This is a genomic window from Blautia faecis, assembly GCF_027662325.1.
In the GTDB taxonomy this organism is placed as follows: domain Bacteria; phylum Bacillota; class Clostridia; order Lachnospirales; family Lachnospiraceae; genus Blautia_A; species Blautia_A faecis.
In genome coordinates this window covers 190,665-204,301 of record NZ_JAQDKY010000001.1, presented here as the reverse complement: position 1 = coordinate 204,301, position 13,637 = coordinate 190,665, and the positions used below count along the sequence as shown (strand labels likewise).

Below are 13,637 nucleotides of genomic sequence, written 5' to 3'. Positions count from 1 at the left end.
AAAATGATCGAATTAACAGACCCGAAAATACAGAAGTATCTGACTCCTTACCGTTATGAAAAACCAGTACTTCATGGATCCGGAATTCTTGGTGCATTTGATGAAAAAGCAGTAGATATTCCATTTGTTTTCTGGCATCAGAACAAGTATTATATGTTGTATACAGGCTTCGACGGCAAAGGATATCAGTCAGCCTTAGCAACCAGTGATGATCTTCTTCACTGGGAGCATAAAGGCGTAATTCTCAAACGAAATCTGGATTCCGACCGTTGGGATCGCATTGGCGGTGCAGCCACCTGGATGATTAAAGAAAGTGATGATTTTAATCAGATTCCAAAGCTTGGAAAAGTAGATGGAAAATATTGGATGGTTTATCATTCTTATCCTTCCACAGGCTATGAAAATGGCCCCGCTGAAATTGGTCTGGCGTGGACAGAAGACGAAGAGCTGCTGGACTGGCACTTTCCGGATAAGCCTTGCTTCTCCTGGAAAGACGGTGCCGACTGGGAAGCAGGCGGACTCTATAAAGCCTGCATTATCCGCAATAATGACATTTGGTACATGTTTTATAATGCAAAAGACAAAGAAGAACGCTGGACGGAACAGACAGGTGTTGCAACCTCAAAGGATCTTCTTCACTGGGAAAGATATGAAGGAAATCCAGTGATGAAGGTAAACCGGGAATCCTGGGATGAGCGCTTTGTATCTGATCCATATATTGTGAAGGATGGGGATATTTGGGTAAATTTTTACTTTGGCTATGGCAAGATTTATGAGGATGGACACAGTCACGCCCAGGAAGGACTGGCCCTGTCTGCTGATCTCCTTCACTGGGAAAAAGTAAGGGAACCAATCCTCTCTTTTGGCCCGGAGGGAACTTATTACAGCGGTCATGTTCATAAGGCATCTATTGTAAAAAAAGATGACACATTGTATCACTTTTACTGTGCAACCTGCCCTTGGAAAGAGGGAGATCCAACTAGTGCATACGGTGAATACAGAACCATATGCGTAGCAGCAAATAAGAAATTTTGACCTGATTCTGACAAAAATAATCGCACATAAACGAACCAATATTATGATACAAAAGAAACAGGAGATCGTATGAAACATTTACAAGCTTTGCTTCAGGGAAAGTGTACCAGCCACATTTTGCCATTCCTTTGGATGAAAGGGGAAGATAATGAAACAATCGGAAAAGAGCTGGATAAAATAGAGAAATGCGGTATCCGTGAGGTGTGTCTGGAATCCAGACCACATCCGGATTTCTGTGGTCCTAAGTGGTGGGAAAATCTGGATTTTATTTGTGCAGAAGCTGAAAAAAGAGGGCTTCGTCTCTGGATTCTGGATGACAAAAAGTTTCCAACCGGATATGCTAACGGCGGATTTGAAAAGCACCCGGAAAAGTCAAAGCTGTACCTTGGAGAGCGACATATGGACATTATGGGTCCCTGCCGCAGCGGTGCAGTCCTGGTGGAAAATTTTATTCCTTCAGATGGAAGACTACTGGGAATTCTGGCAGTACCAAAGCCAGATGGACAGACCTTGGCAGTAAGAGGAAGCGACATTTTGGATCTTACAGATACCATGGAAAACGGTTTTGTGTACTTTGATCTTCCGGAAGGAGCTTATCGCCTTTTTATCTTATTTACCACCAGAACCGGGGGCGGAAGAGATCATTATATGAATCTGATCGATTCCTCATCTGTCAAGGTATTGTTGGATGAAGTTTATGAAAAGCATTACGCTCGCTACAGTAAATATTTCGGAAATGTGATTGCTGGCTTCTTCTCTGATGAGCCAGAGCTTGGCAACGTAAAAGGCTATCCCTTTGACAACATGTTAGGCCAGAAAGATATCAGATTGCCTTGGAGCGATGAGCTGGAAAGAAAACTAACAGAGACCTGGAAAGAGGAATTTCTCACCAATCTTCCTGCATTGTGGTACGATTCTGAAGAAAAAACCACAAAGGTTCGTACAGAATATATGGATGCAATGACCCATTTGGTACATACCTGCTTCAGCGGTCAGATTGGAAGCTGGTGTCAGGTACATGGTGTAGAATATATCGGACATATTATTGAAGATGACAATGCACATGCACGGATGGGCTGCAGCATCGGACATTATTTCAGGGAAATGGAAGGACAGCATATGGCTGGCATTGATGTTGTTCATCATCAGATTGTACCGGGATTTACACAACCGGTTCATCAATGGATTGCAGGAGACCGCGACGGCGAATTTTTCCATTTCGGACTGGCCAAATTAGGAAGCTCGGCAGCTCATATTCAGAAAAACAAAAAAGACCGTGCGCTGTGTGAAATCTTCGGAAACTATGGATGGGCAGAAGGTAATTCCTTTATGAAATGGCTGACTAACCATATGCTTGTAAGAGGAATTAATGAGTTCACGCCACATGCTTTTTCCATGAAATATCCAGATCCTGATTGTCCGCCGCATTTTTATGCAGGCGGTAATAATCCGGGATTTGAGTGTTTCACCTGGCTCATGCAATACATGAACAGGAGTGCCCATTTTCTCAGCAGTGGAACCCATCTGGCAGATGCGGCAATCCTTTATCACGGAGAAAGCGAGTGGTGCGGCGAAGCAATGTACTTCCAGAAACCAGGCCGTGCCCTTATGGAAAAACAGCTGGATTATGATGTGATTCCGGCAGATATTTTTGCAGAAGCTATTGTAGAAAATGGAGTTCTGAAGATTCTGGACAAGACCTACGCAAGTCTGATTATTCCATATGTGCAGTGTTTGGATGAGCGTGTAGTACAGTTTATAGAAGCCAATCAGAAAAATAAATTAAAGGTTTACATAATTGATAAATTGCCTGAAAAAACTACCAAAGGAACAGAACTGCCAGAAGTATTTTCTAAGTGGGTGGAAATTGTAACATTAGATAATCTGGCCCAAAAAGCTGTGGCAGAAAGTGAAAAGCATAGGATGCGTAAACTTGCAGTTACAGATAACGGTCAGGGAACAATTTCCGAAAACCTTCAGGATCTTCGTATGATCGTGAACCAGACAGAGGAAGGGCTTTGCGCAATGCTATTTAACGAAAGCGTGTTCAGAAGAGCTGATTTTGCTTTGCTTGTACAGGCTGAAAAATTGGATGGACTGACCCTTTATGATTCCTGGTTTAATCGCGCTAAAAGCTTTGATTTGAAGTCTTATCCGGCACAGGCTGAAGGATATGCGTATCAGATTCCGGGAAGTCTGGAGCCTGGAGAGAGCTGCTTTTTGTGCCTGGAATCAATAGAGCATATTAAAGAAGAAGGACAAAAAATTGAGCCTGATATACTTTGTCTTGAGAAACAGACTACCCTCTATATTCCGTGGAAAGTAACAACCAAAGAAGGAAAAACTCTGCAGCTAAAAGCAGATAAAGAGCTTCCAAACATGAACGGAAGGGGCTATTTCCCTGCTTATACGGGAAGCTACCTATATACAGGAAGCTTCACCTGGAAGAAGAACGAAGGAGAGCATTATAGCTTGAAATTCCCGGAAGCGGCGGATTGCCTGAGAGTGAAATTAAACGGAGAAGATGTGGGCTATTTGGCTGGCTTCCCTGCGAAAGTGGAGGTTACAGATGCACTTCTGGACGGTGAAAATCATCTTGAAATAAAAGTGGATACTACTCTTGTCTGGAAGTTGAAAGATGGTGCATCCACTCATTTGCAGATACCTGCGACCGGAATTACAGAAGCACCGGTGATAGAGACGTATATGCGATATTAATTAGATGAGTTTGAAATGCTGTTAAACTTGAAGTTTGCGGAACATGAGAATGCTGTAAATTACAGAAACAATATGAGAGGAAAATTAAGATGAAGAAAGCAGACAGAATATATTATGGCGGAGATTATAATCCTGACCAGTGGGATGATCAGACAATAGATGAGGATATGCGTTTGTTTAAAAAAGCTGGAATTAATTTATTAACTCTTCCAGTTTTTTCATGGGCAAAGCTTGAGCCAGACGAGGGTGTTTATAATTTCGAATGGTTGGACCGAATCATTGATAAAATTTGGGAAAACGGTATTCATGTATGCCTTGCTACTCCAACTACTGCACAACCGGCCTGGCTGTCCACCAGATATCCAGAAGTACTTCCTGTTGATATTGCAGGAAGAAAAAGAACTCATGGAATGCGCGTGTTCTTCTGCGTAAACAGCTTGAAATATCGAGAAAGAGCAGCTGCAATTGCAGAGCAAATGGCTATGCGTTACGCCCATCATCCAGCACTTGCGATGTGGCATGTTTCCAATGAATATGGAACCTATTGTTACTGTCCGACCTGTCAGGCAAAGTTTCGTGTATGGTTAAGAAAACGTTATGGAACAGTGGATGAACTGAATAAAAGATGGCACACCACGTTCTGGGGAAGAATTGTCAGTAGCTTTGAAGAAGTAACACTACCTACAGAATTAAATGATGATTATCGGTTTAATCCGGCAATTCAGTTAGACTATATGCGCTTTGTAACAGATTCAACAGCGGAATGTTTCCAGAATGAATATGATATTCTGAAAAAATATAATCCGGAGATTCCTATTCAGACAAATATGTCCGGTTTTATCAAGAAATTAGATCAATTTACCATGACTAAGAAATTGGACATAGTAGGATGGGATAACTATCCGTGGCCAGATGATCCGGCGTATTTCGTGGCAATGAAGCATGATATTATGCGAGGCTTAAAAGGAGGCCAGTCTTTTGTTCTAACAGAGCAGTCTCCAAATCAGCAGAACTGGCAGCCTTATAATCTGCTAAAACGTCCTGGTGAAGTGAGAAGATTATCCTATCAGGCAATGGCGCATGGAGCAGATACCTGCCTGTTTTTCCAGATGAGACAGTCTGTTGCCGGACAGGAAAAATTCCACGGGGCAATTATTAGCCATTCAGGAAGAGAGGATACAAGAGTTTTCAGGGAATCAAGTGTATTGGGAGCTGAGCTAGCGCATATAGGAGATACTTTTTTGAATGGAAGGACACCTGCAAGGGTAGGAATCCTTTTTGACTGGAACAACTGGTGGGCATTGGAACTTTCCAGCGGTCCGTCTAAGGATATGGATTATCTAAAAACAGTTTCTCTTTATTATGAAACCCTGTATCGACAGAATATCGGAGTAGATTTTCTGCCATTTGAGGCAGAGCTGGAGAAATATGATCTCGTTATAGCACCTATGATTTATATGGAAAAAAATAATATTGGCGAAAAGTTAAATGCATATGTGAAAAATGGCGGAACTCTGGTTACTACAGTTATGTCTGGACTTGCAGATGAAAATGACCGTTGCGTATTCGGTGCTTATCCAGGAAAATTAAAGGACATGCTTGGAATCTGGGTAGAAGAAACGGACGCTCTTCGCCCGTATGAACAAAATCATATGAAAATCGAAAAGGCGGATATGGTTTCAAGAGAAGAATATTCCTGTGACTTTTTGTGTGATATTATTCATCCAGAAGGTGGTGCGGAAGTTCTTGCAACCTATGAAGATGACTTTTATGCAGGAATTCCATGCGTGACCTGCAATACTTTCGGAAAAGGAAAAGCTTACTATATTGGAACTCAGCCAGAACAGAAATTTCTGGAAGAACTGATGGAAAAAATTTGTAAAGACTGCAATATCGAAAGCGTATATTCCGCAGATGAAGGTGTGGAGCTGACAGTCAGAAAATCCGATAAAGGTAGAATTGTTTTTGTGATTAATCATAACAGTAAAGAGGCAGAAGTTGATTTTGGAACAGATAAACTGAAAAGCCTTATTGATGAGCGGAAATTTACCGGGAAGAATACGATTCAGCCAGGAGACGTATTTGTAACCATAGTTGAGGAATAGTTTGGAAGAAAATGGAGAAGTGTTGAAATGGAAAAGAATATTTTATTTCCCAAGTTAAATGGTTTCGTCCATGGTGGAGACTATAATCCGGAACAGTGGCTGGATCGTCCTGACATTCTGGAAGAAGATATCAGAATGATGAAAAAAGCAGGTGTGAACTGTGTTACACTTGGCGTTTTTTCCTGGTCCGTATATGAGCCTAGGGAAGGCGAATTTCACTTCGAGTGGCTGAAAAAAATTATGGACAGTTTATATGAAAACGGCATTTATACGATCCTTGCCACACCATCCGGCGCAAGACCTGCATGGTTGGATAAAAAGTATCCGGAAGCAATGCGAGTTGGAAAAAACGGCCAGCGAAATCATCATGGGGTGCGTCACAATCACTGCATGTCCTCACCGGAATATCGCAAAAAAACAGCACTTATGGACAAACTGCTGGCTGAAAAATTCGGACAGCATCCTGGTCTTATTATGTGGCATGTTTCCAATGAGTTAGGCGGAGAGTGCTATTGTCCTCTGTGCGTAGAGCGTTTTCAGAAGTACCTGAGCGAGCAGTTTGATCATGAAATCGACAAATTAAATCAGGCATGGTGGACAACCTTCTGGAGTCATCGTTACAATGATTTTGATCAGATTGAGCCGCCATTTGCAAATGGTGAAGGCAGTATTATGGGGCTGAACCTGGAGTGGAAACGATTTACTACCTGGAATATGAATGATTTTATGAATTCTGAAATTCAAGTCCTCAAAGAGATTACCCCGGATATCCCTGTGACAGCAAATTTTATGATGCTTTACAATGGTCTTGATTACCGAAAAATGGCACCGTTTCTGGATGTGATCTCCTGGGACAGCTATCCACAATACAACAATGATTATGAAAGCTTGTATGAAACTATGACAGAAAATGGGTTTCATCACGCAGTGATGCGCGGGTTGAAAAAGGACAAGCCCTTTATGCTGATGGAAAGTGCACCTGGGCTGGTAAACTGGCATCCGTATAATAAAGTAAAAAGACCTGGCGTTCACAAGCTTGCGTGTATGCAGGCAATTGCCTGTGGTTCCGATACTGCTCAGTATTTTCAGTGGAGAAAAGGCCGCGGCTCCTTTGAGCAGTATCATGGAGCTGTTGTAGATCACCTTGGAAAGGATGATACCAGAATTTTCAGGGAGGTGGCAGAGGTTGGTGCTTTGCTCAAAAAAATTGCCCCTGCAGCAGGAACACTGGTAAAAGCAAAAACAGCTCTGTTATTTGACTGGGACAACCGTTGGGCAATCCAGGATGTAAAAGCATTAAGTGAAAACACAAAAAATTATGAAAAAACCTGCATTGGAATCTGGAAAGAATTTCAGAAGCTGGGAGTAGAAATGGATGTGGTTAGTTCCAATGATGATCTTAGTGATTATAAAGTAGTTGTAGCACCTATGCTTTATCTTCTCCAGTCGGGAACCGCAGAAAACCTGCAGAAATTTGTGAAAAACGGCGGTCAGCTTCTAGCCACTTATTTTACCGGATATGTGGATAAAGATACCTTGTGTTATCTTGGCGGTTTTCCAGGAGACGGACTGGCAGAGTTGTTCGGAGTGATTAGTGAGGAAATTGACACCTTATATCCCTCTGATAGAAACAGCTTGTGTTTTCTTGATGGAAAAAAATGGACTGTATATGATTACGCAGAAATCTTACGGGTTCAGGATGCACAGATCCTGGCTTCCTATGGAACTGATTTCTATGAGGGAAGTGCCGCATTAACTGTAAAAGAATGGGAAAGCGATACTCATACCGGAGAAAATGGTCGTGCCTATTACATAGCAGCAAGAGTTGCGCCTGAAGAAATGGGAAGTCTGTTTGAAACAATGCTTGCTAATGCCGGAATTGCAGTTAAGGATCTTCCGGGAGAAGTGGAATACCATCAACGTCAGGGAGAAGACACTACCTATGAATTCTATCTGAATCATGGCAAAGAAAAATCGCTGATAAAGAATGTAACAGGTAGGAATTTGCTCACAGGAGAAGATATTAACGAAACATTATCGCTAGCTGCTTATGATGTGGCAGTGATTTGTAAACAGTCATAACAATAATAAATGTGACACTAAATAAAGAAATTGGACTTGACGATGACTGCTTTGTAATCGTAAAATTTTTGTATAGATTACAAAAAAAGATGGTATGAATTTATAGGCTTTAATGGGTATAATTTACAAGTGAAAATAGAAAATTCAAAAATCGGAAGGGTTTGAAGATTGTTAAAACAGAAAAAGAAGGAGACATTTGAAATGAAATTAGGAATTGTTTATACTAGCACAACACCAGAACTTATTGAGTGTGTAAACGAAGAAATCAGAAAAAATCTTGGAGATACCCCGGAAATTCTCAACTATCAGGATCCGTCTATTCTTGCAGAGGTAAGAGAGCATGGTTATGTAACTGCAGGTGCAGCAGCTCGCCTTGTGGGAATGTACATGCAGGCTGTTTCTGACGGGGCAGATGCAATTTTAAACTGCTGCTCTTCTGTTGGAGAAGTTGCAGATGCCGCACAGAATATTGGACGCTACACAGGCATCCCGATTGTTCGTATTGATGAGGAAATGTGCCGTGAAGCAGCTCGCCTTGGCAAGAGAGTAGGCGTACTCGCAACTCTTCCTACTACCCTGGAGCCTACCAAGAATACAGTCTCCCGTGTTGCAAGAGAAATGAACAGCCATGTAGAACTGGTTGATGGACTTGTAGATGCATTCGGCGCAGACCAGGATAAATTTAAAGCTCTTCTTTGTGCAAAGGCAGAAGAAATCGCAGATCAGGTAGATGTGATTCTTTTGGCTCAGGGATCTATGGCATATGCAGAAGATGCAATTCATGAGAAAATTGGCAAACCTGTACTTTCCAGCCCACGTTTTGGTGCACAGGCACTTGCAGCTGCATTGAAGGCTAAAGGATTATAAGATTAATCATATAGAGAACAAAACTGCACAATTAAAGGAGAAAAATCATGCTGACAGATACAACCAGATCCCCTTACGCGAAGGTACATGCGTTGGACGGGATGAAAGTAAAATGGACAGGCGGTCTTTGGAAGGAACGCTTTGATACCTGTGCGAACAGCACTGTGCCTCAGCTGAAGCACATGTTTGACAGCAAGGATATCAGCCATGTAGTAGAGAACTTCAAAATCTGCGCCGGAGATGCGCAGGGAGATTTTGACGGAACTGTTTTTGGAGACGGAGACTTTTATAAATGGATGGAATCTGCCATTTATACGGCTTATCAGACAGATAACCAGCTTCTGAAGGATGAGATTGAAAAATATATTGATCTTATCGGAAGAGCACAGCAGCCGGACGGCTATCTTTCCACCAAGCAGATCATTGGAGAAAGAAGCGGGAACGGCGTTTCCAGAATGGGAGATATTAACGATTTCGAGGTATACAACTTCGGACATATGTTTACAGCGGCCTGTGTACATAAAAGAATTACAGGCAAGGACAGCTTTCTTGCAATTGCAGCCAGAACAGCAGATTATCTGGAGCATCTGTATGAAGAGGCAGAACGCACAGGAGAGGTTCAGACTGCAGTTTGCCCTTCCCATTATATGGGACTTGTGGAAATGTATCGTACCACTGGCGAAGAGCGTTATCTGAAGCTTGCGAAGCAGGCAATCGCGCTTCGTGACAGCGTAAAGAACGGCTTGGATGACAATCAGGATAAAATTCCTCTGAAGCAGCATGAGAAAATTCTTGGACATGCAGTTCGTGCCAATTATCTCTATGCAGGTGTGGCGGATCTTTGTCTGGAAGAGGAAGATCCGGATTATATTAAGGTTCTCCACAAGGTATGGAGAAGTCTTGTGGATAAAAAGCTTTATATAACAGGCGGATGTGGAGCCTTGTATAATGGCGCTTCTCCGTATGGATACTTTTTTGACCATCAGCTTGTTCATCAGGCATATGGCTATGAATACCAGCTTCCAAATATTACTGCATACAATGAGACCTGTGCATCTCTGGGCGGCGTTTTCTGGGCGTACCGCATGTTCCAGCTGGAGCCAAAGGCAGAGTACTTCGACATTCTGGAACGAATGATGCTGAATACCAACCTGGCTGCACTGAGTCTGGATGGTAAGAGATTTTTCTATGAAAACATGTTAAGACGTGCCCAAAAGCTTGACTATAAGCTGATCTGGCCTCTTACAAGAAGTGAATATATTCTCAGCTACTGCTGTCCGCCAAACCTGGCAAGAACCATTGCACAGTCCAGTGAATATGCATATCTGACATCGGATAACAGTGTATGGACTGGTATGTACGGTGCAAGTGAGGCGCAGGTGAAGCTGGAAAACGGTGGCGAATTTACACTTGTGCAGTCTACAGATTATCCGTTTGACGGAACAATCCGCTTTACAGCAAAAGATGTGAAAATAAATGCCCCGGTCCATTTAAGACTTCGTGTTCCGGGATGGTCAGCGGGCGGTTCCATTAAGGGCGCTGGTGCAGACCGTGAACTGACGAAAGAGGATGCTGGAACTTACCTTGATATTCTGGTGGAAGATCCTCAGAATATGGATGTGCAGCTGAGCCTGGATATGAAGGTTCGCTATACTGTTGCAAACAATATGGTGGAAGAAACTGTGGGACAGGCTGCAATCGAGCGGGGACCATTGGTATACTGCTGCGAGAGTGTGGATACCCATGCGGCGGATCTGGATGATGTTTACCTGGATCTGAATGCAGAGTTTACTCCTGTGGAGTTTGAAATCCAGGGAAGAAGAATGATGGCTCTTGAAACTGAGGAATATGCCATTGACCGCTCTGAATTTGACAGAAATGCGCTTTATCAGCCGTTGAAATATCATGGCATGAGCAGAAAGCATGTACGTCTGATTCCGTATTATGCATGGGATAACCGTGATTATGGAGAAATGAGGATCTGGTTCCCTGTCGCATATACCGTATAACAAATTGAGTGTTACTGTTCACTGGTAACATTCCGCGAGGTGTTTTTTGTGAACAAAGTTCACAGAAAACCCGAGAGTTAAGTTTGCGCAGCAAACGCTACTTCTTGTGCTTGTCACAAGAAGGTTCGTCCTTCTGTGCATCGCGAAGCGTGTTACTGTGAACGGAGTGAACAGTAACAATTGAGTTATCACAACCTGGGATATGAATGTAAAAAATCCTGCCGTGCAGAATCCGATGGCGGTGGAATAGCAAATGTCACTCAATTTCTTATTATACTTTGAACGAACAGAATGGAGAGCTATAGAAATTATGGAATGCAAAGTAATTCCTTTCCATACCATCGAGGAAAGAAGCAAAACAGATGCGGATAAAGCAGAAGCCCTTCTTTCCCAGGCAATGGAAGGTTTTCATAAAAAATTAGTAGTGCTGGATGATGATCCTACTGGTGTGCAGACGGTTCATGATGTGTCTGTTTATACGGACTGGGAGGAAGAATCCATCCGCAAGGGCTTTGAGGAAAAAGAATCCATGTTTTTTATCCTCACCAATTCCCGCAGCTTTTCTGTGGAAGAGACCACAAAGGTACACCAGGATATTGCCGCACGTGTTGCAAAGGTGGCAGGGGAACTGGGACAGGATTTCATGATCATTTCCCGTGGAGATTCCACTTTAAGAGGTCATTATCCGTTGGAAACACAGCTTCTGGCGGAAGGCCTGGCTGACGGGAATACAGCCGGACCAGAGAAAACGGCAGCAGACAATGGAGCTTCTGCAGGGAGCACAGCTGTTGACGGTGAGATCATCTGCCCGTTTTTTCCAGAAGGCGGCCGCTACACAATGGGCAATATCCATTATGTAAAAGAGCAGGACAACCTGGTTCCAGCCGGTATGACGGAATTTGCCAGGGACAAAACCTTCGGCTACAAATCCTCGAATCTTACGGAATACGTAGAGGAAAAAACAGAAGGAAAGTACCATAAAGAGGACTGTATCACCATTTCTCTGGACGAACTGAATGCTCTGGATGTGCAGGGAATCAAGGAGAAGCTGATGTCCGCACAGAATATGGCGAAAATTATCGTCAATGCAGTATCTTATGCAGATTTGAAAGTTTTCTGCGCAGCACTGGTGCTTGCAATGAAAGAAGGAAAGCATTACATGGCAAGAACAGCAGCAGCTTTCACCAAAGTAATGGGAAGGATTTCTGACCAGCCTCTTCTTGGAAGAGAGCAGTTGGAGGGTGACACGAAGAACGGAGGAATCGTTCTGATCGGTTCCCATGTAAAGAAGACCACAGACCAGCTGAACTGTCTGAAAGAACTGGACGGACAGGCTGATTTTATGGAATTTCAGGTAAATACCGTATTCGAAGAAAATGGTCTGAAGAAAGAGGTAGAGAGAACGGTGAAGGCAGCAGAGGAGAAAATCCTGTCTGGAAGAACCGTTGTAATTTATACAAGCAGACAGCTTCTTGCGCCGGAGAATATGACTCCGGAGGAGAAACTGCAGATTTCTGTAAAGATTTCCAACGCAGTGACCAGTATTATCGGAAAGCTTTCTGTGAAGCCGAAATTTATCATTGCAAAAGGCGGAATCACTTCATCTGACGTAGGAACGAAAGCACTTCGGGTAAAGAAAGCCCGTGTTATGGGACAGGTGAAGAAGGGAATCCCGGTATGGATGACCGGCGAAGAAAGCAAATTCCCTGGAATGCCATACATTATTTTCCCGGGAAATGTGGGTGAAGTAAGTACGTTGAAGGAAATTGTAGAGGAATTGATCTGAAAAATAGCATGATTGCAGGTCTTCGTTTACGCGAGTGGCAAATTTCAATTACGTAAGAGTTTTAATGACATAACAAGTAAATTTTTAGTCTGTTTTGAACAGCTTACGGAGACTCTGTATGTTAGGAAGATGTCTATTAGAAAGAGGTTCGCTTAAATAGGAGGTTTACATAATGAGAAAAGTAATTATATCCCTGGCACCTGTACAGGCAGGAACCAGTGTGGATGCAGTAAAGCTTGCAGAGGATGTAGAGAAAAGCGTAAAACTTGGTGCTGCTATGTGTCACCTTCACTGCCGTAAACCAGACGGAAGCCTTACACCTGACATTTCTTATATGTCTGAGTGTTTTGATGAGATTCTGAAACGGACAGATGTGGTAGTTCAGGCGTCTACAGGCGGTGTTTCGGATATGAATATCCAGGAACGCTGCAATCCGCTTGATTATCCCAAGGTAGAGAGCGCATCTCTCAATGGCGGAAGTACAAACCTTGGCGAAGCAGTTTATATTAATTCTTTTGATGATATCCGCTACTGCGCAGACGCTGTTTATAAGAGAGGAATCCTTCCGGAAACAGAAGTTTTTGATATTGGAATGTTACATAATATGGCAGTGGTAAAATCTGAGCAGCCATTTGCGAATCCAATGCTGTTTAACCTAGTATTTGGTCACAAAGGCGGCATGCAGCCTACTCCGGAGATGCTGGCAGCTTTCCGTTCCTTTGTTCCATCTGATGCACTTTGGGGCGTTACACACTTTGGACGTGATAACTGGACATTCCTGGCCGCTGCAATTGCTATGGGAGCAACGGTAGTACGAGTTGGTTTTGAAGACAGCCACTATCTGGCAGAAGGTGTAGATGCCGAGTACAACTGGCAGGTGGTTGAGAAACTGGTAAATCTGATCCGCGCTATGGGTCTGGAGCCAGCGACTCCGGATGAGGCAAGACAGATGTTGAATCTGAGAAAACGCTAAAATACGATTTAAAAATATAAAGTGTTGGATCGTAATTATTCAGTAGATGTTATTCTGCGAAG

8 protein-coding genes are annotated in these 13,637 nt (G+C 43.0%); all 8 read left to right on the top strand.

What is annotated here, in order from left to right:
• Positions 1-3 precede the first annotated feature (3 nt).
• The 8 genes from PGQ38_RS00790 to PGQ38_RS00755 all read left to right on the top strand — a co-directional run bounded on the left by PGQ38_RS00790 (position 4) and on the right by PGQ38_RS00755 (position 13,575).
• Positions 4-1,035 carry a glycoside hydrolase family protein gene (locus tag PGQ38_RS00790; RefSeq protein ID WP_148461467.1) on the top strand — a complete coding sequence of 344 codons (1,032 nt, stop codon included), beginning with the start codon at positions 4-6 and terminating at the stop codon, positions 1,033-1,035.
• 69 nt (positions 1,036-1,104) lie between these two features.
• Positions 1,105-3,753, top strand: coding sequence for a hypothetical protein (locus PGQ38_RS00785; protein WP_148461468.1), 2,649 nt, complete (start codon positions 1,105-1,107; stop codon positions 3,751-3,753).
• An 89-nt stretch (positions 3,754-3,842) separates the two neighbouring features.
• Complete coding sequence (locus tag PGQ38_RS00780) at positions 3,843-5,858, top strand: beta-galactosidase (RefSeq protein WP_148461469.1); 2,016 nt, start codon at positions 3,843-3,845, stop codon at positions 5,856-5,858.
• 27 nt (positions 5,859-5,885) lie between these two features.
• A complete protein-coding gene (locus PGQ38_RS00775; protein WP_148461470.1) occupies positions 5,886-7,940 on the top strand; it encodes a beta-galactosidase in 2,055 nt (684 codons plus the stop codon).
• 201 nt (positions 7,941-8,141) lie between these two features.
• On the top strand, positions 8,142-8,807 hold the full coding sequence (locus PGQ38_RS00770) for an aspartate/glutamate racemase family protein (RefSeq protein WP_117849481.1): 666 nt from the start codon (positions 8,142-8,144) through the stop codon (positions 8,805-8,807).
• A gap of 47 nt (positions 8,808-8,854) precedes the next feature.
• Positions 8,855-10,816 carry a glycoside hydrolase family 127 protein gene (locus PGQ38_RS00765; protein ID WP_148461471.1) on the top strand — a complete coding sequence of 654 codons (1,962 nt, stop codon included), beginning with the start codon at positions 8,855-8,857 and terminating at the stop codon, positions 10,814-10,816.
• A gap of 310 nt (positions 10,817-11,126) precedes the next feature.
• A complete protein-coding gene (locus PGQ38_RS00760) occupies positions 11,127-12,602 on the top strand; it encodes a four-carbon acid sugar kinase family protein (protein ID WP_270430535.1) in 1,476 nt (491 codons plus the stop codon).
• A 172-nt stretch (positions 12,603-12,774) separates the two neighbouring features.
• Entirely contained in the window at positions 12,775-13,575 is an 801-nt protein-coding gene (locus PGQ38_RS00755; protein WP_148461474.1) for a beta-keto acid cleavage family enzyme, read from the top strand.
• Positions 13,576-13,637 lie beyond the last annotated feature (62 nt).

What these genes read in the sequence shown, in the direction of transcription:
- PGQ38_RS00790 (WP_148461467.1), top strand. Translation starts at nt 4, where the DNA reads ATGATCGAATTAACAGACCCGAAAATACAGAAGTATCTGACTCCTTAC.
- PGQ38_RS00785 (WP_148461468.1), top strand. Translation starts at nt 1,105, where the DNA reads ATGAAACATTTACAAGCTTTGCTTCAGGGAAAGTGTACCAGCCACATT.
- PGQ38_RS00780 (WP_148461469.1), top strand. Translation starts at nt 3,843, where the DNA reads ATGAAGAAAGCAGACAGAATATATTATGGCGGAGATTATAATCCTGAC.
- PGQ38_RS00775 (WP_148461470.1), top strand. Translation starts at nt 5,886, where the DNA reads ATGGAAAAGAATATTTTATTTCCCAAGTTAAATGGTTTCGTCCATGGT.
- PGQ38_RS00770 (WP_117849481.1), top strand. Translation starts at nt 8,142, where the DNA reads ATGAAATTAGGAATTGTTTATACTAGCACAACACCAGAACTTATTGAG.
- PGQ38_RS00765 (WP_148461471.1), top strand. Translation starts at nt 8,855, where the DNA reads ATGCTGACAGATACAACCAGATCCCCTTACGCGAAGGTACATGCGTTG.
- PGQ38_RS00760 (WP_270430535.1), top strand. Translation starts at nt 11,127, where the DNA reads ATGGAATGCAAAGTAATTCCTTTCCATACCATCGAGGAAAGAAGCAAA.
- PGQ38_RS00755 (WP_148461474.1), top strand. Translation starts at nt 12,775, where the DNA reads ATGAGAAAAGTAATTATATCCCTGGCACCTGTACAGGCAGGAACCAGT.